Genomic DNA, 20575 nt, shown 5'->3' with positions numbered 1-20575 from the left:
GATGAAGTGGTTTACGCTGGAGGAAGCCAACGCGCTGCTGCCGACGATCCGCGAGGAGCTTGCGGCGGTTCAATCGATCGCAAAAGAGTATGAGGAGCGCTATAAGAGGCTGATTCAGTTGAAGGAGAAGGCGGGGGTCCGGCGCGATGAGCAGTCCGATCCGTTTTTTACATTAGAGTGCGAACTGGAATTCAGTCAGATTGAAGCGAGAGCGATCATCCGGAGCATTCACAGGAAGGGCGCCCAATTGAAAGATCTGGACATGGGCCTGATCGATTTTCCGGCTATTCTGGACGGAGAGGAAGTCTTGCTCTGCTGGCGGCAAGGGGAAGACCGCATTACGCATTGGCACGGATTTAACGACGGATTCTACGGCAGAAGGCCGTTAAACGAATAGGACGAGAAAGTCTTAGAGTGCGCGTTCAAAAAGTCCGGTTTTCAGCACCGAGAAGATGGGATGAAGCAAGGAAATGAGGAGCGGAGCGTAGTGGGAGCTACGAGAGCACCGGAAGTTCCGGCTGAATTCCATATTCGATGTCGAGTAGGCTTTCGGATCGGCTTCGTGATCAAAAGTGGACTTTTTGAACAACCTCTATGAGACAACGAGGGGATCGAGCAGCGACATGAATCTTATGAAGCGATGGCTTGTTGCAGCGGCGATTATGCTATTCGGCGCCGTTCTGTTGATTTCGCCGGAGCGGGTGTCCGCGCATGCCGTTTTGACGAAGGCGGTGCCGGAGGCGAACAGCCAGCTGAATACAGCGCCGGAACGAATCGAGCTTACGTTTAATGAACGGCTTGAAGCGGAATTGTATTACATCAAAGTTTTTGATGAGATCGGCAGGGAAATATCCGACCGGAAAGCGACGCTTAGCGGCGACCAGAAGGCGATGCAGCTGGAGCTGCCGAAGCTGTCGAACGGCCGTTATACGGTAACCTATCACGTCATCTCCGCAGACGGGCATCCGGTAGAGGGCACCTACGTGCTGTCGATCGGTCCCGGTTCGGAAGGATCGCTGATCGCTTCGCCGGAGTCGCTGCACGCCGGGCATTCGCTCTCGGCGGATATGAGCGTGTACGACATTTTGAAATACATATCCCGGATCGCCTATTTCTTCGGGCTGCTGGCCGTGGCGGGCTGGGTGTTCTGGGGAATGGCGGCCGGACTGAACCAATCCGCGGCGGTTAGCGGATACTACCGCAACGGTTTGCTGAGCGTGCAGCGCACTCATTTTCTGGCGTTGATCGCGTTCGTTTATTTTCATTATCAGGATCTGCTTGGCGACCAAGGGTTTGGCGAGTTGATCGGACTGTTCACCGGTACGTGGGTCGGCCGTTCGTGGCTGATCGCGTTCGTGCTGTCTCTCGTCGGCTTTGCGATGCTTGGCCGGTCGAAGGCCGGGGACGCCGTATGGATCGTTCTGCTGCTTGCCGCCAAAAGCGTCAACGGGCATGCGATGGGCTATGAACCGCGGGTGTTGACTGTATCGCTCGATTTCATCCACCTGCTGGGCGCCGCCGTCTGGGTTGGGGGGCTACTGCTGATCGTGCCGGCGTGGAAGAAAAACAGAACGTGGATCGACAGCTTCCTGCCCGTATTTTCGAGGTACGCCCTGATCTCGATTATCGTGCTCACTTTGTCGGGCACGGCGACGACGCTGCTGTATTTGCCTGGACTGAATTATTTGCTTTATTCGCAGTGGGGCAAGCTGCTGATCGCCAAAGTTGTGTTTGTCGTGCTGGTTATTCTGATGGCTGCCGGAATCCGGATGGCGATGAAAGGCCGCAAGGAAAAAGATTTACGCGACATGGTAAGGATGGACTTCGGTGCGATGAGCATCATCGTCGTACTTGTCGGGTTGCTTACCTTTATCAGTCCGGTGCCGCCGAATGAACCGCTTTATTGGCACCAGATGGGCGAGAAGGTGCATGCGACCGTACAAATAACGCCGAAGGTGCCGGGGGACAACCGGTTCCAGGTGGACGTCTGGCTGCCGAAGGAGCTGGACAAGCCGAAGCGGGTTCAACTGAAGCTGCACAATCTGGACAATCCGGATATTGCACCGATTGAAGTACCGCTTGCGGAGCACGTCAACGATCAGGAAGATGCCGGATTCACGGCGGACGAGACGTATGGCCAGTTCAGCTACAAAGCCGAAGGACCTTATCTGCCGTTCGCCGGATTGTGGAAGCTGGAGTTCCGCCTGCTGGACAAAAATGACGACGAGACCGTGTATACGGAACAAACGAGACTGTATTAATAGCGGAAACGACGGGAAGCTCCCTTGCCTGCTGCGCCTTGGTGCGCCTCGCAAGGGAGCTTTTTAAGAGAGCGAGGGTACGTGTTCAGCGGAAGCTGAGCTGAGTTGTGCCCAAGCGCACAAGAAAGCTGCACGGCCAAGAGGGGGGACGCATTTGTCGCTGCAAAGGCTGAAATGGTTTACGATTCTTCTTCCGGCGATCGTAATCGGCGGCTTCGAGCTGATCCGCCACGAGTTCATGCTCCATTATTTGTCGATGGAGGCCGGGAACTTTTATATCATCGCCCTGACCTTGCTGTTATCGTACTGGTTTTCCAACTGGATGTTCCGCAAGATCGAACGGATGAACGCAACGCTGGCCGAGGAGCAGTCGAGACGGGCCGTTTATGAGGAGAGGGAGAGGCTGGCCCGGGAGCTGCACGACAATATCGCGCAGGTGCTGTTTTTCCTGAACGTGCAGCTGAAGCAGGGCAAGACGGAGGAGGCGCGGTCGGCCGTATCGGAGATCGATCATCATTTGCGTCAGGCGATCTTTAATCTGCGCTCGCTCCCCGAGGACGGCGTGTCGTTCCCGGATCGTCTCGGCCGGTGGCTCCGCGAATGGAGCGTCCTATCGGGCGTCGAGGTGGACCGGCAGGGGGAGTGGACGGAAGGGCTGTTCCACTCGTCCGAAGAGGTTCAGCTGTTTGCGATCGTCCAGGAAGCGTTCACGAACATCCGGAAACATTCCAAAGCGGACCGGGTGCTGCTCGAGTGGGAGTACGACTATGACGGTGCAGGAAGCTGGAGGCTTACTGTGCGCGACAACGGCGTGGGCATGAAACCGGCGGCTGCGGACTCCAGTAAATACGGAATCCCGATGATGCGGAAACGGGCGGCCGAGCTGGACGCCGACCTGACCGTCCGGACGATGGAGAGCGGCGGCACGGAGCTGCGGCTGGCCGGGAGAAAGGAGCGTGGGACGCCATGACTATGACGCCATACCGCGTATTGATCGCGGACGACCATCCGCTTGCGCGCAAAGCGATTCGCAGTCTGCTGGACGAGGATGACTGGTTCGACACGGTCGGCGAAGCTTCGGGAGGAGTCGAAGCGGTTGCCCTATGCGGCAATCTGCAGCCCGATCTCGTGCTGATGGATATCAACATGCCGGACATCAGCGGACTCGAAGCGACCCGCCGCATCAAGCAGACGTACCCGCACATCCGCGTCGTCATGCTTACGGTCTCCGACCATGTAGCTGATCTGTTCACTGCGATCCAGTTTGGAGCCCAGGGCTATTTGCTCAAAAATATGGACCCGGACGACTGGATGCAATATTTGCACGCGCTGCTGGACGATAACTCGGAAGTGTCCCGCCAGATGGCGGACAAGCTGTTCCAGCATTTCCGGGGAGGGGCGAATCCGGTCTCGTCCGAGCCGGATGCGGCGGTGCTGACCCCGCGCGAGCGGGAGCTGGTCGCTTGTGTGGCGGCCGGCGAGACGAACCGGCAAATCGCGGAGCGGCTGGTCATCGCTGAGAATACGGTCAAAAACCACATTAAAAATATACTGGATAAACTGAGTCTGGAAAACCGGGTGCAGCTGACTGCTTACGCCGTCAGACAAGGGCTGACACATATCGGTCATAAACGAGCCGAAAAATAGCCCGGTCGAGTCATTCTCACCCGTCCGCTTTTTGGGTACAGTAAGAAGTGCTGACAAACATGCGGAAGGGGTTGAAGCAAGATGAAGAAGACAGGGTCGCTGATCGCGGCGTGCCTGCTGGTGATGATGCTCTTTGCAGGCGTGGCCAGCGCGCACGTAACCGTGCTGCCGAACGAGACGGCGCAAAATAAATATGAAGTATTTACGGTGCGGGTACCAAACGAGAAAGAGATTGCGACGGTTAAGGTGGAAGTGAGATTTCCGGCAGGGGTGACCGTTTCGCGCTTCGAGCCGAAGGCGGGCTGGAAATACGACTTGACCAAGGACGCCTCCGGTAAGATTACGAGCGTCATCTGGTCGGCTACGGGCGAAGGGCTCGGGCCTACCGAGTTCGGCGATTTCAAAATGTCCGGCAAAGTGGAGAAGGACGCCAAAGATTTGTCCTGGAAAGCGTACCAAACTTACAAGGATAACAGCGTTGTCGAATGGGTGGGAGCCGAAGGCTCCGACAAGCCGGCTTCGGTGACGAAGGTGAAGGCCGCAGCGGCCGGGGCCGACTCGCACGGTCACGATACGGGAGCCGCTGCGGCGGAAGAGGCTGGAAGTGCTGGTTCCGAATCGAAGCTGCCGCTTTACTTGTCGATCGCGGCGGTCGTGCTGGGCGCCTTGTCGCTGCTCGTGTCGCTTACCAGGAAGGCGAAGTAAGAGGAGTTTGGTTTGAGGTGTAGAGTATAAAGTTGAGGCATAGAGCCCGTCTCAATAGCCCGTCCATCAAGCAGCGTCTGCTTGGGGACGGGTTTTTGGTCTGGTGCGGCGCCTATGGTGAGGTTGACGTGGAGGATGTGCCGGAAGTGTCGGAAGTGCAGAAGTGCCGGAAGTGCAGAAGTGCCGGAAGTGCCGGAAGTGCCGGAAGTGCCGGAAGTGCAGAAGTGCCGGAAGTGCTGGAAGTGCCGGAAGTGCCGGAAGTGCCGGAAGTGCTGGAAGTGCTGGAAGTGCTGGAAGTGCTGGATGAGTCGCCAACTGCAGTGTATATTCTTTTGGCGAAACAGCAGTTGTGACGCTTGAACAGATGGTAGCAATGAGTCATGTTCGGGATGCCTGGTCTTGGCATACGGTATTGTCGATGCCCATGAGGCGAATAACGCTGCTCATGTTCGTCGTCTGCATAAGAATCGCCCTTGCGAGGATACTAAAAAGGATCTTTTTGGAAAGATCATTTTTAGGTGACTTGCAGGAGGGATGATCTATGATCGATCGCAAACGGTTCGGGTCGGCTGTACGGCTGCTGATCGCGGCTGTTATGATGATCGTCGTGTCATTGCCGGGAACGATTCCGGCTTCGGCGGGCGAGGCGGCTGCGTTAACGGCGGGATACGCGGAGCTGCCCCGGGACGGGGAAGTTCCGCTGAAGGCGGCGTTTGTGCGGCAAGGCGATATATGGCTACAGTCTGGCGAGCAGGAACGTCGGCTGACGGAAGGCGAGCAGGCGCATCGGCCGCTTTGGTCGCCGGACGGGCAGTGGCTGGCGTATACGTCCGGGGAGCGGACGATCCGGCTGCTTCACGTGGCGTCCGGCCAGCGAATCGAAGTTGGAGGCGGTGTGAACTATCAGTGGTCGCCGGTCGCCAACCTGCTTGCTTTTCAGGATGGGGAAGTGCTGCAGGTGACGGATGTGAACAAAGCGGAGCAAGAGAAATTTCAAAATGCGGCGCTGGGCGTAGGCAATTACTCGTGGCTGCCGGAAGGCGGCGGATTTCTCGTCTCCACCGATGCTCAGCTGCTGCCGGACGGCTGGTCGGATATTGCCATCTATGAAGTGCCGTTCGTGTACGGCGGAGAGATGCAGAAGGCGATGCCGTTAGTCCGCATTCCGAGCCAATCGAAATCGTTTTTCGCAGTAGGAACAGGGGAGTTTCAATGGTCGGCCGACCGGAAATGGATCTCGTTTATTGCCCAACCAACCGCTTCGTTGTCGGCTGACAGCAACACGTTGTGTGTCATGTTCCGGAACGGCAAGAAGATCATTCCGGCGGGTGACATGTTAAGGTACAACGATTGGATCGCTTGGTCGCCAAGCGGGGATACGCTTGCTTTCATCGCCGGCAGCGGACGCGATGCGACGACAGGCAAGAAGCTCACTATCAAACGCCCGCCATTTCGCAAACAGTCGGTTTATACGCCGCAAGGGTTTGCGGACCGCGACCCGGTATGGGAGGACAACAAGTCCATCGTCGTCTCCCGGATTCAGGAGGGTGCGGGTGGAGGCTCGTCGCTTCAACCGGGTGCGCCGCAGCCGTTTCTGGCCCGAGTCGACGCGGAGAACGGTACGTCGGCTGTTCTTACATCCCCGCAAGGAACGAACGGCGATTACAATCCGGTCTATATCCCGTCTTCCCGGCATTTGTCGTGGATTCGGACGAACCGCGAGACGGCTTCGGTCTGGATCGGCGGGCCGGGCGGCTCCAGCGAGCGGGAATGGATCGGGCAGATGGACGTCGCGCCTGACTATTACGGCCATTTCGACTGGGCGGAGACGATCGATTGGTACGGGGATCGGTAGAGTGGTAAGTAGCGGCAAGTACGGCAAGTAACCAAAAAACGGTCGGTCCTTTTCTTGAAGGGACGGCCGTTTTTCTTGAGTAAGAGCGGTTTGCACTGCCGGAGACTCCTATTTTGTTAATAGCCCGCACGCATCTCGTTTTAGCGAAGCCCAACCGATCCGACTGTATGTAAACCCGCATGAACGCTGTTTACGGGCCGCGATTAAGTCGAGTTATTCCCCTAAAACCTCATCAACGAGCGGCTGGTACAAAAGAGGGCACCCCATTTCTCAACGCAAATAACTAATGATTTTTCTCGTCAAGGATCGCCAGACGATTTTCTTTGACCCAGGTGTTTTTCCCGGACGCCCTCCCTCACTTCCGATATCGTTCAGGCGTCGTGCCAACCGCGTTCATAAAGGCGCGGTACAGTTGGCTTGCACTCGAGAATCCGAGATACATCGCGATTTCGGTTACCGACATGGAGGTCGACCGCAGCTTGCGCTTCGCCTCTTCGATCCGGGTATGCATCACATATTGATAAGGAGACATGCCGGTCGCGGACTTGAACGAGCGGATAAAGTGGTAGCGACTCTGAAGCGCGAGAGCAGCCAGATCGTCGACACTGATCGATGTCCGGAAGTGATCGTGAATATAGTCGAGCACACGGGTCATATACGGGTCGGAGACAACGAGACGGCGGTCCGGTCTTTCGCTGAGCGAATCGGATCGATCCCCGAATACGCGGCTCAGGTAAGAAACGACGCTGCACTCGGTTTCCTGTACGGACAGCCGGTCTGAAGGATCTCGGGCCAGCAGCCGGCTCGTCCAATCGCGGAATTGGCCCAGTACGTCCCGTGGATCTACATAATGGCGCGGCATCAGTTCGACCGGCCGGTTATTGTATTCGAGACGGTTCGCCTGAAGCTGGATGATAATGACGCTGGAATCGCCGCCAATCTGAAAATGGTGGTTTTCCCGCGGATATTGGATCAGCGAGTTGCCCGAATCGAGCGAGTAGCTCCGCTGCTCGTGAGTAAAGTGGCAAGTGCCCTGAATCGGAATCGTAATCTGAACCTGCTCGTCGTGCGAGTGGGGGTGGTTCGTAAATTCGTTTTCTATTCTCCACAATTCGAGTTCGTCCGTAGAGATTCGCATATACATATCGATCACCTATGGACAGTATAGCAAAAGTTGCGGAATTACGGAGCACGAATCGCGGCGACAGCGGTGCCGTCCAGCCTCTACTCTATTAGTCATAGGAGAGGAGAGAACCAGATGAACCCGCAAACGCAAGTCCAGACACAAGTTCAAACGCAAGTCCAAGCGGCGGCAAAGCGGACCCGCACGTATTCGATGTACGCTTTAGTCGGGGTCAGTACGGCGCACTTGCTAAATGATGCGATGCAGACCGTCATTCCGGCCGGATTTCCGCTGTTCCAGCAGCAGATGAATTTGAGCTTCAGCCAGATCGGATGGGTAGCGTTCGCCCTTAATGTGACTGCCTCGATTTTGCAGCCGCTGATCGGGTATTACACGGATAAGAAACCGATGCCGATCTTGCTCCCGGCGGGGATGGCCTTTTCCCTGCTGGGGATGATCGTCCTCGCTTATTCTACCGGGATGACCGCATTGCTGCTGGCTGTGACCGCGATCGGAATCGGCTCGTCCGTCCTTCATCCGGAGTCGTCCCGTGTCGCGCACCTTGCGGCAGGTAAAGGCAGAGGGCTGGCGCAATCGGTGTTTCAGGTGGGGGGAAATACCGGGCAGGCGCTGGCGCCGCTGCTGGTTGCGCTCATTCTCGTCCCGGGCGGTCAACGTGGTTTCTTATGGCTCGCGTTGTTCGCCGTAGCCGGTATGGCGATTCAGGTGGGGGTCAGCCGCTGGTACAGGCCGAGGATAAGGGCGGAGCATCAAAACCGGGCGGATTCCGCTAAGTCCGGACAGAAGGAGCTTGCGGAGACCGGAAACGTGCCGGGCAAAGTAAAAAGTGCAGTCACGCATGCAGGCGCAGTTACGTACGCGGCGCCAAGCCGTAAGACGGTGGCATTTGTGATCGGAGTGCTGCTTGTGCTGCTATTCTCCAAATTTGTTTATTTGGCCGGAATGAACGGTTACTACTCGTTTTATTATATGGAGCGGTACCGATTGCCGCTCGAGCAGGCGCAAGTCTGTCTATTCATCCTGCAATTCGCCGGTATGCTCGGAACGCTGCTGGGCGGTCCTCTGGCCGATAAAATCGGCCGAAAAACCGTCATCTGGTTTTCGATCTTCGGAACGGCGCCGTTCGCGCTGCTGCTCCCTTACGCTAGTCCCGCAGTCGCCATGCTGCTGTGCGTGCCGATCGGGATGATCCTGATGTCCGGTTTCTCGGTTATTATCGTGTATGCGCAAGAGCTGCTGCCGGGTAAAGTCGGTACGGTAGCCGGGTTGTTCTTCGGTCTGTCCTTCGGCATGGCGGGAATTGGTTCCGTCGCTCTCGGGTGGATGGCCGACCTGACAAGCGTGACGCTCGTTACGAAGTTTTGCGCCTTCCTGCCGCTGCTGGGGGCCGTCGCCTACTTCCTGCCCAAGGACCGCAAGTTCCAGCCGGAGTAGGAAGCAGCGAGCCGGGGGCAGGAACCTGGAGCCGGAGTAAAGAGCCAAAGCAAGAGCCAAACCAAGAACCAAGAACCAAGAACCAAGAACCAAGAACCAGAACCAGAGCTAAGCCAAAAGCCAAAAGCCAAAAGCCAAAAGCCAAAAGCCAAAAGCCAAAAGCCAAAAGCCAAAAGCCAAAAGCCAAAAGCCCGGACTCAGAGCCCGGACTCAACTATCTCGCTGCCAGCCCTACGGAGTCCCCGTCCTCCTCCGTCCGCTTTCCTTTGAGGGGAAACAGCGGGCGAGACAGGAAAAAGCCCAGGCGCAGCGCGGCTATGAGCATAAAGCAGGCCCACAAAGGCATAGCAGCCAGCATCGCGCCTGCAATCAGAGGCCCGGCCGCCATGCCGAGCTGCATGACCAGCTGGAAGTCGGAGAAGTAGGCCATCTCGGCTTTATGCTTCCCGGCTTCTTCCATCATCATCGTCTGCGTCGACACTTCGCTTACCGCCAGCATAAAGCCCGTCCAAGCCTGCGCCGCGACAAGCAGCCAGTAACGGTCAATGAACCCGTACGGCAGCGCGCACACAATCATGCCGAGCAAGGCGGCGCGATAGATGCGCACGGTGCCGAACCGTTCCATCAGACGGCGGACGAAGGGAAGCGAAACCGCCGACAGGATGCCGGACGTGACGACGAAAAAAGCGATCTGCGAGTTGTTTAAATGCAAGATTTTAACGTGATAGATCGTGAACAGCGGAGGGGTCATAAAGATTCCCGCATTGTTAAGCGCCATCCACCAAATGTTGCGATCGCACTCCCGGAACAGTCGGATTGGCTGAAACTTGATTTTCGTTTTTTCTCTCGGCGCCAGACTGGCGATCAGCGACATCCCGGCAAAGGTGGACAAACAGCCGATCAGCATCGAGACGACGTAATTATATGGAAAGTAGGAATCGAAAGCATCCAGTGCAAAACCGATCAGCAAGCCTCCGGTCGTCGTAACGAACAGCGCGATCACCTTGATCCGGCTGAACAAGGCGGGAAACCGGTCCGGCTCGATGACGCGGCGCAGGATGGCCGGCTGCTGGGCGGAAGTGACGATGACGGATACGGCATTGATGCTCCAGAATACGAGCAGCACCGGGATCGGATTCGGCAGCAGGATGGAAAGCGCCATACAGATAAAGGCGAACTGACGGATGTAACCGCTCGATAAAAACACCCCGCGCGTAACCGGTAATTGGCGGGTCAGAAAAGCCAACGACAACGCGCAAAACAAAGCCGGCAGCGAATTGGACAGCGCGATTTCGAAGTCAGAGGCTCCCAGACGCGCGATCAGCACGCCGAGAAAGGTGAAAAACGCGACGCTTTTAATATTTTGCAGCATCGCATCCAAGTAAATGCGGGTGGTCGCCTTCATAGGAGTGTGTCCTTTCCGATTATGCTGGTTCTTTAAGGTGAGTGAGGACAAGGATAAGGATAAGGTAGCTTATACCCGTAAGTGTACTCCCGACGGAAGCGAAAACATATGGACATCCCCCGCAAAAAACATGGACGATCTGATCACCTGCTATATCGAAAATCGAGCCAGCCTAGAGGACGGTAGTAGCGAAATTCATAGGCCATGCGGTACAACGGGTAACGGGCAAGCAGCCTGCCTTTCATCGGAGAGAGACGGAGCTGCTTGCCCGTTCCTTGGTAAGCGTGGATGAACGAATCGGTCAATCGAGATTGGCCAGCAAACCCATCGGCGAGACGGGGAGCCCTGCCTTGTGCAGATGCGCAACGCAGCCGAGACCGGTGCAGCGGGGGACCGCCCACTGCCTGCTCCGCTCCTCGAATAAAATCGTCGTCACCGAGCTGGGAGGGAGCCAGAACGAGCTCCACACGAGCGGAAAAGGAAGCTCCAGCAGATGGGACAGCCACGTCAGTCCGAAACCGAGATGACAAAACACGGCGATCGCTTCCCGGTTCGGCTTCATGATCCGGTAACGGCCCTGTTCCCGTTCGTAGCCGTGGCGTTGCAGAAAAGTATCCGAATCGCGCCTCATCGCCTCATAGTATCCGGCATATTCCCGATAAGGAGCCAGCCCCGGCCACTTGTCGCCGTCGGGATAAGGGGGAGCGGCGCGCACCGTCTCGCCCGGAATGTTCCAAGCCGCCAACGGCCGGCCTTGCGAATCCGGAGCCTGCCAGCCCAGCTCGCTCGTCCACGTCTCGATAACCGGCTCCAATCCGAGCAGATCGGCGGTGTACCGCATCGTGTGAACAGCCCGGTTGACAGGCGAGCAATAGATGCGGTCGACGCCGGTCTCCTTCAGATGGTGCGCGAGCGCCTGCGCTTCGAGATGTCCTGCCGGGGTGATCGTCTTGTTGGGATAATCGGGTTCGGCGTGCCGGATCAAATGAATTTTCATGCTTCTCTCTCCCGTAGTATGAATTCTCTTTCTCTATACCTACCGGACGTGTTATAAGGAAAGGATATAACTCCCCAAGTCGTGCGTATCTCCGGAGCCCGCCGGACGAGCAGCTGGTCAGCCCAAGCACGACGAGAGAAAGCGCTATCGCAACCGTATGGAACGTTTTCACAAATGAACCCCTCCGATATAAGGATCGTACGTTTTCCCGCTTGGTTTCCATCTGTACACCGTGAATAAAAACAGATACGATAAAGCATGACATACGTGCTACGGCCGTTATCTGAAGCATAGCCCGCTGCGCCGATTTAGGGAATATCACGAGGTAGTTTCTTTTTGGCATTTCGTAGGGGGAGCGTTTTCATAAGGGGGCAGACCGATGCAGGAGACCGGTGGAGTTCGTCGATTTATGGTTTTACAAGCCGGACGGCTTCGAAGAGCTTGGCGGCGTCTGGCCGGTCCGGATCGGACATAACATTGCGAAGGACCATTACAGGAACGGCCCGCGGCAGACGCCGTACGGCAATATGCATTTTATCCGCGACGGCCGGGTGGAGCTTTTTTATGGAGGGAAGCAGGTCGTTCTCGGCAAGGGCGATATTTTCTGCAAATTCCCGGATACGATCTATTCGTATCAAATGGTGCCCGGCGACCGTCCGCTGCGGATGACCTGGGTGACCTTCGACGGCCATCAGGCCCGCGACATGCTGGTCATGACCGGGTTTTCGGAGGAGCAGCCGTACCGGAGAGGCGCTCTCGACCCCGATATGGAAATCGTCCTGCGCCAAATGTTCGAGTGGTGCAAAGGCAACAGCCGCAAACACCGGATGACGATGTACAGCCTCATGTATAGCATCTTCAGCAAGCTGCTGCCGGAGCGGGATTACGAGCCCCAGCCGACGCACAACGACTGGGTGCGCAAAAGCCTCGACTTTATACACGCCTATTATGCGGAACGAATTACGGTAGAGGATGTGGCGAAGTACGTCCGTCTTCACCGCACGCATCTGTCCAAAATTTTCACGAAAGAAGTGGGCAAGCCGCCCTCCGACTATATTATTCAAATCCGGCTGGACAAGGGCAGGCAGCTGCTGCTTGAGAGCCCGCTCTCCGTTACCGAGGTCGCCTTGTCGGTCGGGTATCCCGACATCTATTCCTTCACCCGGGCGTTCACCCGCAAATACGGCAGGTCGCCCAACGGCGTGCGCAAGCAGATAGCGGCGGGAATCGGCAAGGAACCGGACAACCGGCTGGAGGCGGAGCAGGAGAACTAACGGATCGAATGGCGCACTTCCAAGGTGTGTCAGCAGGTCCAGCCCCCGCCGGTTTGCTTTGCTTTCAGCGTTCCCGGGAGATCCTGCCTTGCAACTTTGCACGATATTGCATATAATACGAGTTAAATCTGTCTTTCCTTGTACAAGAGGCAAAGGCGGGCTATATGCAAATGCGACGACGGAGAAAAGTAAGCAGACGCCTTCTTACAGGGAGGGAGCGCCGGAGATTGAGAGTGCTCCTATGGAATCAGGCTGCCGAAGTTCGCTCCCGAGCAGTCCTTTGAAACCTTCCGCCAGACGGCGCGATTCGCGCACCGGATGCAGACGGACGGCAAGTAGAGGGAACCGGTCCCGGGCCGTTAACCCGGCAAAGCGAAGACGACTTCGCCTTACGGAATCCGGCTGCTTCACGCGGCGGATGCTGAAACCGAACGGCTCGTCTTAACAAGGGTGGTACCGCGGCACTTTCGCCCCTTACAGGGATGAAGGTGCTTTTTGTGTTTTTGCGAAAGTTTCCGATCGGCATCGTCCTCGTCCGGCTGACTATTGGCCAGTCCGAACCGAATTGCCGTACACGACCCTGAATCATGGATGACCGTGCGGGGGCTATAAGAAGGAGGAGCTACTATGAAAGAACGATTGCTCGCGCTGAAGACGGAGGCGCTGCAGGAGCTGGAGCGGGTGGAGAACGCCCAACAGCTGAACGACCTCAGAGTCAAATATTTGGGGAAAAAGGGCCCGCTTACGGAAATTTTGCGGGGCATGGGCGCGCTAAGCGCCGAGGAGCGTCCGGTTATCGGTCAAGTGGCCAACGAGGTGCGCGGCGCTATCGAGGAAGTAATCGAAGCGAAGCAAGCCGAATATTCGCAGGCCGAAACGGCCAACCGCCTGAAGGCGGAGATGGTTGACGTGACGCTGCCGGGCCGTCGTCCTGCCCACGGTGCGGTTCACCCGCTTAACAAGGTGATCCAGGAGATCGAGGACATTTTTATCGGCATGGGCTATTCGGTAGCCGAAGGTCCGCAGGTGGAGAAGGACTACTATAACTTCGAGGCTCTGAATCTGCCGAAGGATCATCCAGCGCGCGATATGCAGGATTCGTTTTATATTACCGACGAGATTTTGATGCGAACGCAGACGTCCCCGGTACAGATTCGTACAATGGAGAAACGCCAGGGCGCGGTGCCAATCAAGATCATCAGCCCGGGCCAGGTATACCGCCGCGACGACGACGATGCGACGCACTCGCATATGTTTACGCAGATCGAAGGACTTGTGATCGACCGCCATATCCGGATGAGCGACCTGAAGGGTACGCTGCTCCAGTTCGTTCAGGAAATGTTCGGTCCGCAGACGCGCATCCGGATGCGTCCGAGCTTCTTCCCGTTCACCGAGCCTAGCGCCGAGGTCGACGTTTCCTGTATGATGTGCGGCGGCCACGGCTGCCGGACGTGCAAGAAGACCGGCTGGCTGGAAATTCTCGGTTCCGGCATGGTGCACCCGCGGGTGCTCGAGATGTCCGGTTACGATCCGAACGAATACAGCGGATTTGCTTTCGGCATGGGCGTTGAACGCATTGCGATGCTGAAGTATGGCGTGGACGATATCCGCCATTTCTATACGAACGATATCCGGTTCCTGAAGCAGTTTGTGCACATTTAACGAGAAGCCGAGAAAGGGAGTGAACGGGACGTGAAAGTCTCTTATCAATGGTTGTCCGAATACGTCGATCTGAAAGGGTATACCGCCTCGGAGCTGGCGGAGAAACTGACCCGCAGCGGAATCGAAGTCGATATCGTGGAAAATCGGAACAAAGGCGTCACGAATGTGGTCGTCGGTTACGTCAAAGCGCGGGAGAAGCATCCCGACGCCGACAAGCTGAGCGTATGTACGGTCGACGCCGGACAGGGCGAAGATTTGCAAATCGTCTGCGGAGCGAAAAACGTGGCGGCCGGGCAAAAAGTTCCGGTAGCGCTCGTAGGCGCCGAGCTGCCTGGTGATCTGAAAATCAAAAGAGCCAAGCTGCGCGGCGTCGAATCGATGGGAATGATCTGTTCGGCCAAGGAGCTCGGCCTGAATGACAAGCTGCTGCCCAAGGAGCAGCAGGAAGGGATTCTCGTGCTGCCGGAAGATACGGCGGTCGGCAAGTCGATCCTGGAAGTGCTCGGACTCGATGACGAGGTGATGGAGCTGGATCTGACCCCGAACCGGTCCGACTGCCTGAGCATGATCGGCGCCGCTTACGAGATTGCGGCGATCCTCGGCCGCAACGTCGAGCTGCCGAAGGATGAGATCGGTCTCCACCCGTCCCAGACGAAGGCGGCGGACCATCTGAGCATCGGCATTACGGCGGCTGAGCTGTGCAGCCGGTATGCGGCTAGACGGATTACCCGGGTAAAGGTCGGGCCGTCCCCGCTATGGCTGCAAAACCGGCTGATGGCTACAGGCATTCGTCCGATCAACAATATCGTGGACGTCACCAACTACGTGATGCTGGAGTACGGTCAGCCGCTTCACGCGTTCGACGCGGATCTGCTGGAGGGCGGGCGCATCGATGTTCGTCTGGCCGGCGAAGGCGAGAAGCTCGTCACGCTGGATGACAACGAGCGGTCGCTGGAGCCGCACATGCTGCTGATTACGGACGGTGTGAAACCGATCGCGCTTGCCGGCGTTATGGGCGGCGCCAATTCGGAAGTGTCGCGGGATACGACGACGATCGTGCTGGAATCGGCCAAGTTCGCTGGCGCGACCGTCCGCAAGACGTCCCGCCAGCTCGGACTCCGTTCGGAAGCGTCGCTGCGCTTCGAGAAGGAATCGAATCCGGAGGCCGTCATTCCGGCGCTGAACCGTGCCGCGTCGCTGATCGCCGAGCTGACCGGAGGCGAAGTGAACGAAGGGATCGTCGAAGCTGTAACGAAGGAAGCTGAGCCCCTATCGGTGCGCATCACACTGGAGAAAATCAACCGTTACCTCGGCACGGAACTGGCGATGCTGGAAGTCAAAGTGATTTTGAACCGGCTTCATTTCAATTTCGAGGAGCCGGGAGCCGGAGAACTGAACGTCCGCATTCCGATGCGCCGCGGAGACATTACGAGAGATGTCGATCTGATCGAGGAAATCGCCCGTTTGTACGGGTATGACAACATTCCTTCGACTCCGATTATGGGCGCGACGACCCCGGGATCGCTAACCCGCGAGCAGTCGATCCGCCGCATCATTCGCCGCTTGCTGACCGAAAGCGGGCTGCACGAGGTTATTACGTATACGTTCACGCATCCGGAGCAGATCGCAAAGTATAGCGGCATGTATCCGGAAGCGAAGCCGATCGCGCTGTCGATGCCGATGAGCGAGGAGCGCAGCGTGCTCCGGACGAGTCTCGTGCCTCACCTGCTGGATACGGCGGTGTATAACCGGAACCGCAACGTGGACGATGTATCGATCTACGAGCTGGGCAACGTGTTCGTCACGTCCGAAGGACAACTGACGACGCTGCCGCAGGAGAAGCTGATGCTGGCGGCGATCTGGACCGGCCGGCGCGCTCCGGCGCACTGGGGGCATAAAGGCGACAAGGTTGATTTCTATGATATGAAGGGCGTATTCGAGAAGCTGACCGATTACCTCGGGTTGGAGTCGGTCGGTTACAAGAGTGCCGCTCCGGAAGGATTCCACCCTGGGCGGACGGCCGAGATCACGATTGGTGAAGGGGCGGGAGCCCGCGTCATCGGACGGATCGGACAGCTCCACCCGGAGCTGCAGCAGGCCAAAGATTTGGACGATACGTATGTGCTCGAGGTGGAAGTGGAGCCGCTGATGGAGCGTGCTGATTTCCGCATCGAATACAAGCCGTTGCCTAGAAATCCGGCGATCGGACGCGATATGGCGATCGTCGTAGATTCGGGCGTTGCAGTAGGCGATATCCGGCAAACCGTCGAAGCGGCGGCAGGCGCCTTGCTCGAATCGATCGACGTCTTCGATATTTATACGGGAGAGCGTCTCGGACAAGGGAAGAAAAGCGTGGCGTTCGCGCTTCTGTACCGTCATCCGGAGCGTACGCTGACCGATGAAGAGGTCGGAGAGCAGCACGGCAAAGTTGTAGCCGCTCTTGAACAAACATTCGGCGCAGAACTGCGCAAATAGAAGGAAATAAGACCGTTCACATCGAATGATATAAGCGATGGGGACGGTTTTTTCTTTTTCCGCCGCAACCCGTCAATTTTCGACATGATCCGTGAACCTGTATAGGTTGGAAAGGGTGTGCCTATTATGAGTACGGGCGATAAAATTAGAGTCACGGTCGATATATACGGAACAGAATATAAATTGATGGGCAGCTCCAGCAGCGGTTATGTCAAGAAGGTTGCGTCTTATGTAGACGAGCAGATGCACAATACGGCCAAAGTGTTTCCGCGATTGGATACACCCCGGCTTGCCGTGCTTGCGGCTGTTAATATGGCGGACGATTTTTTTAAGCTCGAGTCGTCGCTGGAGCAGGTTCAGCAGCAGATGGAAGGACTTCGGGGAGCCGATCAGCGGTGCGCGGAGTTGGAAGAAGAGCTTCGCCTGCTGGAGCAGTCGTTTGAGCAGGAGGCGAACAAGCTGCGGGAGCGCGAACGGGAGCTGGCGGCTGAAATCGGTCAGCTACGCGGGCGTGCCGAACGAAGCGAGCGCGAGCTCGAGTCGGAGCGGCAGAGCAAACAGGCGGCTGAGCAGAAAGCGGCCGGGCGGATTGCGCAGCTTCAGGAAGAGAAGCAGCAGCTGGAGGAAACGTTCCAGCTGAAGCAGACGTTGATGAAGGAGCAGGAAGAGCAGCTGCTGACCCAGATCGTAGCCGAACAGGAAGCGCACAAGCAGTCGGTTCAGGAGTTGAATGCGAAGGCGAAGCAGGCGCTCGATGCAGAGCGTCAGCAAAGCCGGGGCCAGCTCGAGGAGGAGCAGCGCAAAGCACGGAAGGCGCTGGAGGAAGAGCGCGCCAAGGCAGCGCAGAAGCTGGAGCAGACGCTTGCGGAAGAGCGGGGCAAGCGGGAGCAGGCGCTGGAGCAGCTGCGCCGTCAAGGCCAGCAGGCGATCGAACAGGAACGTCTTCAAGGTCAGCAGGCGCTTGAACAGGAGCGGCAAAAAGCAGCGCAGGCGCTCGAGGAGGAGCGCAAGAATTCGCAGCAAACGCTGGAGGAGCAGCGCGGCAAGTGGCAGCAGACGCTGAAGCAGGAGGGCGAGAAGGCGCAGCAGTTGCTCGAAGCGGAGCGCCGGAAGCTGGAGCAGGAGCGCAAGCAAGTGCTGGAGGCTATGGAGGCCGCACGCAAGCAGTTCGAGCAGGAGCGTCAACAGGTGCTGGAGGAACTGGAAGCGGAGCGGCTTAGCGCGGCGCAGTCGCTGGAGGAAGAACGGAGCAAGTGGCAGCAGCAGCTTGCGCAGGCGGACGAATTGTCGCTGCAAACGTTGGAAGCCGAACGTCAGAAGGCGGAGCAGGAGCGTCAAAAGGTGCTGGACGAGCTGGCGGCGGAAAGGGAGAAAGCCGAACGCGAGCGTCAGAAGGCGGAGCAGACGCTGCAGGAGGAACGCGCGAAGCGTGAGCAGCAGGTAGCGGAGGAAGTGCGCAAAGGCGAGCAGGCGCTCGTCGAGGAGATGCTGCGCGCCGAGGAAGCGCTGGAGCAGGAGCGTTACCAGGCGGCACAGTCGCTGGAGGAAGAGCGGAGCAAGTGGCAGCAGCAGCTTGCGCAGGCGGACGAATTGTCGTTGCAGGCGCTGGAAGCGGAACGTCAGAAGGCGGAGCAGGAGCGTCAGCAGTTGCTTGAAGCGCTGGAGAACGAGAAGCTTAAATCGAAAGACGAACGTCAGCAAGCGTTGCAGACGCTGGAAGCGGAGCGTCGGAAATTCGCGAAGGAGCGCCAACAGGCCGAGCAATTGCTGGAAGCCGAGCGCCAGAAGCGGGAGCAGCTGGTGTCGGAGGAAGTGCGCAAGGGCGAGCAAGCGTTAGTCGAAGAGATGGTTCGTGCCGAGGAGGCGCTGGAGCAGGAACGGGTGAAGGCGAAGCAGGCGCTGGAGGAAGAGCGGAGCAAGCGCCAGCAGGCTTTGCAGGCGCTGGAAATGGAGAGCTTGAAGGCGGAGCAGGAGCGTCAGAAGTTCGCACAGGAGCGCCAACAGGCCGAGCAATTGCTGGAAGCCGAGCGCCAGAAGCTGGAGCAGCAGCGTTTGCAGGCGGAGAAGGCGCTGAAGGAAGAGCTGGCGAAGCGGGAGCAACTGCTGGCGGAAGAAGCGCGCAAAGGCGAGCAGGCGTTAGTGGACGAAATGGTTCGCGCCGAAGAAGCACTGGAGCAGGAACGGCTGAAAGCGCAGCAGGCCCTTGTGGAAGAGCAGGGCAAGTGGCAGCAACTGCTGGAGCAGGAACGCCGCCAGGCCGAGCAAACGCTGGAAGCCGAGCGGCAGAAGTGGGAGCAGCAGCGTTTGCAGGCGGAGAAGGCGCTGCAGGAGGAGCTGGCGAAGCGGGAGCGTCAGAAGGCGGAGGAAGTGCGCAAGGTCGAAGAGGCGCTGGAGGACGAAATGGTTCGCGCCGAAGAAGCACTGGAGCAGGAACGGCTGAAAGCGCAGCAGGCCCTTGCGGAAGAGCAGGGCAAGTGGCAGCAGCTGCTAGCGAAGGAACGCCAGCAGGCCGAGCAAGCTCTACAGGAAGAACGGAGCAAGGGACAGCGGCTTCTAGAGGAAGAGCGTCGTAAAAGCGAGCAAATTCTTGTTGAAGAGATTATGAAAGCCGAACAGACGCTGGAAGAGGCGCTTCATAAAGGAAAACAGTCGCTGGAGCAGCAGTGGAGCGACAAGGAGCGGACGCTGCTGGAGCGCATTGGCCAACTCGAACAGTTATACGAGGAAGAGCGGCGCAAAGCAAGCCAGGAACTGGAGCAAGCGCGTCTTCAAGCACAACGGGCGGTTGAGCAGGAGCGCCTGAAGATCCACGAAGCGCTGGAGGAAGAGCGTCTTCAAGGCATGCTCGCTCTGGAGGAGGAGCAGTTGAAAGCCGCGAAGGCATTGGAGGAAGAACGTGCTAAAGCGGTTCAGGCTCTCGAAGCGGAGCGTCGTAAGGCGATGCAGGCCGAAGAAGAGCGCAAGAAGGCGGTACAGGCGCTGGAGGTAGAGCTGCGTAAAGCGAAGCAGGCACTTGCGGAAGAACGTTCGATTCTTGAAGAAATGCTGGCGGAGGAACGTTCCAGAGCGAAGCAGGCTTTGGATGACGAACAGGACAGAGTCGGGCGGATTGCCGAGCAAGCGCGCGCTGAATTCAAACAAACGCTGAAGGAACAGCAAAGGAAGTTCGAACAGGCGCTTGCGGAAGAGCGGGCGAGAAGCGAATCGCTGCTGGCGGATGAACTTGCGAAAGCCAAACAAGCTCTCGAGGAAGAGCGCAGCAAGGCTAGAATGGCTCTCGAAGAAGAGCGCAGCAAGGCCAAGCAAGCGCTGGAAGAGGAGCAACTGGTCGGGGAAATCGCCCTGGAGGAAGAGCGGGATGCCGCGCAGTGCAAGATCGCATCGTTGGAGGCAGAGCTGTCCGGACTGCGTTCCCAGCTTGAGGTTGCGGCGACTAGCGTGCGGGATGAGCTGACGGCGGAGCGTGAACGGGCTGCCAAGCTGGAACAGACGCTCCAGAATGAACGAGCGGAGTTCGAGGCGGAGCGGGACGATATGCGGCTTTCATTCGGCCGGGAGTGCGGCAGGCTGAAGCACGAGCTCGAGCAGCTGCAAGATGAACGACTGAAGGATAGCGAGCTGGTGGTGCAGCATCGCAAACTCCAGGAGGAATACGCGAAGCTGCAAAACGAATTCAACGAATGGATTCAACTCGTTGAGAAGGATTAGACGAGGGG

Annotated in this window: 15 protein-coding genes; 12 read left to right on the top strand and 3 right to left on the bottom strand. The window is 57.7% G+C overall.

Annotated features, from left to right (window positions below; translation table 11 throughout):
* The first annotated feature begins 1 nt into the window (after nucleotide 1).
* The 7 genes from AC3Y2E_RS28375 to AC3Y2E_RS28345 all read left to right on the top strand — a co-directional run bounded on the left by AC3Y2E_RS28375 (nucleotide 2) and on the right by AC3Y2E_RS28345 (nucleotide 6468).
* Nucleotides 2-397 carry a DUF2203 domain-containing protein gene (locus tag AC3Y2E_RS28375; RefSeq protein WP_317891220.1) on the top strand — a complete coding sequence of 132 codons (396 nt, stop codon included), beginning with the start codon at nucleotides 2-4 and terminating at the stop codon, nucleotides 395-397.
* Between the two features lie 226 nt (nucleotides 398-623).
* The gene (locus AC3Y2E_RS28370) at nucleotides 624-2261 is read left to right on the top strand and encodes a copper resistance CopC/CopD family protein (protein ID WP_379216508.1); all 1638 of its coding nucleotides are present in this window, start codon (nucleotides 624-626) and stop codon (nucleotides 2259-2261) included.
* 154 nt (nucleotides 2262-2415) lie between these two features.
* On the top strand, nucleotides 2416-3231 hold the full coding sequence (locus AC3Y2E_RS28365; protein ID WP_379216506.1) for a sensor histidine kinase: 816 nt from the start codon (nucleotides 2416-2418) through the stop codon (nucleotides 3229-3231).
* 2 nt (nucleotides 3232-3233) lie between these two features.
* Nucleotides 3234-3908: a response regulator gene (locus AC3Y2E_RS28360; protein ID WP_379216517.1), complete on the top strand. Its 675-nt coding sequence runs from the start codon at nucleotides 3234-3236 to the stop codon at nucleotides 3906-3908.
* Between the two features lie 81 nt (nucleotides 3909-3989).
* On the top strand, nucleotides 3990-4613 hold the full coding sequence (locus AC3Y2E_RS28355; protein ID WP_379216504.1) for a YcnI family copper-binding membrane protein: 624 nt from the start codon (nucleotides 3990-3992) through the stop codon (nucleotides 4611-4613).
* Between the two features lie 32 nt (nucleotides 4614-4645).
* A complete protein-coding gene (locus AC3Y2E_RS28350) occupies nucleotides 4646-4966 on the top strand; it encodes a hypothetical protein (protein ID WP_379216502.1) in 321 nt (106 codons plus the stop codon).
* 188 nt (nucleotides 4967-5154) lie between these two features.
* Nucleotides 5155-6468 carry a TolB-like translocation protein gene (locus AC3Y2E_RS28345; RefSeq protein WP_379216500.1) on the top strand — a complete coding sequence of 438 codons (1314 nt, stop codon included), beginning with the start codon at nucleotides 5155-5157 and terminating at the stop codon, nucleotides 6466-6468.
* 355 nt (nucleotides 6469-6823) lie between these two features.
* Here the strand turns inward: AC3Y2E_RS28345 and AC3Y2E_RS28340 are convergent, their stop codons facing one another.
* A complete protein-coding gene (locus AC3Y2E_RS28340; protein WP_379216497.1) occupies nucleotides 6824-7606 on the bottom strand; it encodes a helix-turn-helix domain-containing protein in 783 nt (260 codons plus the stop codon).
* 120 nt (nucleotides 7607-7726) lie between these two features.
* On the opposite strand from AC3Y2E_RS28340, the gene AC3Y2E_RS28335 reads away from it, so the two are divergent.
* Nucleotides 7727-9046 (top strand): MFS transporter, encoded by a 1320-nt coding sequence (locus AC3Y2E_RS28335; protein WP_379216495.1) that lies wholly within the window; start codon nucleotides 7727-7729, stop codon nucleotides 9044-9046.
* A 214-nt stretch (nucleotides 9047-9260) separates the two neighbouring features.
* On the opposite strand, the gene AC3Y2E_RS28330 is transcribed toward AC3Y2E_RS28335, so the two are convergent.
* Nucleotides 9261-10451: an MFS transporter gene (locus AC3Y2E_RS28330; RefSeq protein ID WP_379216493.1), complete on the bottom strand. Its 1191-nt coding sequence runs from the start codon at nucleotides 10449-10451 to the stop codon at nucleotides 9261-9263.
* Between the two features lie 301 nt (nucleotides 10452-10752).
* The gene (locus AC3Y2E_RS28325; protein WP_379216491.1) at nucleotides 10753-11448 is read right to left on the bottom strand and encodes a histidine phosphatase family protein; all 696 of its coding nucleotides are present in this window, start codon (nucleotides 11446-11448) and stop codon (nucleotides 10753-10755) included.
* Between the two features lie 392 nt (nucleotides 11449-11840).
* On the opposite strand from AC3Y2E_RS28325, the gene AC3Y2E_RS28320 reads away from it, so the two are divergent.
* From AC3Y2E_RS28320 to AC3Y2E_RS28305, 4 genes are all read left to right on the top strand, one after another.
* On the top strand, nucleotides 11841-12722 hold the full coding sequence (locus AC3Y2E_RS28320) for an AraC family transcriptional regulator (protein WP_379216489.1): 882 nt from the start codon (nucleotides 11841-11843) through the stop codon (nucleotides 12720-12722).
* A gap of 627 nt (nucleotides 12723-13349) precedes the next feature.
* Nucleotides 13350-14384: a phenylalanine--tRNA ligase subunit alpha gene (gene pheS / locus AC3Y2E_RS28315; RefSeq protein WP_379216487.1), complete on the top strand. Its 1035-nt coding sequence runs from the start codon at nucleotides 13350-13352 to the stop codon at nucleotides 14382-14384.
* 30 nt (nucleotides 14385-14414) lie between these two features.
* Nucleotides 14415-16859, top strand: a complete 2445-nt coding sequence (pheT, locus tag AC3Y2E_RS28310) for a phenylalanine--tRNA ligase subunit beta (RefSeq protein ID WP_379216485.1) — start codon at nucleotides 14415-14417, stop codon at nucleotides 16857-16859.
* Between the two features lie 126 nt (nucleotides 16860-16985).
* Nucleotides 16986-20567 carry a hypothetical protein gene (locus AC3Y2E_RS28305; protein WP_379216483.1) on the top strand — a complete coding sequence of 1194 codons (3582 nt, stop codon included), beginning with the start codon at nucleotides 16986-16988 and terminating at the stop codon, nucleotides 20565-20567.
* The last annotated feature ends 8 nt before the right edge of the window (nucleotides 20568-20575 follow it).

It is taken from the genome of Paenibacillus sp. MAH-35 (genome assembly GCF_058135425.1).
Note: the sequence above shows the minus strand (reverse complement) of the source record. Positions and strands in the feature narration are given on the sequence as shown.

Excerpts from the sequence above, each read along its gene's own strand:
- AC3Y2E_RS28335 (WP_379216495.1), top strand. The coding sequence starts at position 7,727 with ATGAACCCGCAAACGCAAGTCCAGACACAAGTTCAAACGCAAGTCCAA.
- AC3Y2E_RS28345 (WP_379216500.1), top strand. The coding sequence starts at position 5,155 with ATGATCGATCGCAAACGGTTCGGGTCGGCTGTACGGCTGCTGATCGCG.
- AC3Y2E_RS28375 (WP_317891220.1), top strand. The coding sequence starts at position 2 with ATGAAGTGGTTTACGCTGGAGGAAGCCAACGCGCTGCTGCCGACGATC.
- AC3Y2E_RS28370 (WP_379216508.1), top strand. The coding sequence starts at position 624 with ATGAATCTTATGAAGCGATGGCTTGTTGCAGCGGCGATTATGCTATTC.
- AC3Y2E_RS28330 (WP_379216493.1), bottom strand. The coding sequence starts at position 10,451 with ATGAAGGCGACCACCCGCATTTACTTGGATGCGATGCTGCAAAATATT.
- AC3Y2E_RS28340 (WP_379216497.1), bottom strand. The coding sequence starts at position 7,606 with ATGCGAATCTCTACGGACGAACTCGAATTGTGGAGAATAGAAAACGAA.
- AC3Y2E_RS28360 (WP_379216517.1), top strand. The coding sequence starts at position 3,234 with ATGACGCCATACCGCGTATTGATCGCGGACGACCATCCGCTTGCGCGC.
- AC3Y2E_RS28305 (WP_379216483.1), top strand. The coding sequence starts at position 16,986 with ATGAGTACGGGCGATAAAATTAGAGTCACGGTCGATATATACGGAACA.
- AC3Y2E_RS28355 (WP_379216504.1), top strand. The coding sequence starts at position 3,990 with ATGAAGAAGACAGGGTCGCTGATCGCGGCGTGCCTGCTGGTGATGATG.
- AC3Y2E_RS28325 (WP_379216491.1), bottom strand. The coding sequence starts at position 11,448 with ATGAAAATTCATTTGATCCGGCACGCCGAACCCGATTATCCCAACAAG.
- pheS (WP_379216487.1), top strand. The coding sequence starts at position 13,350 with ATGAAAGAACGATTGCTCGCGCTGAAGACGGAGGCGCTGCAGGAGCTG.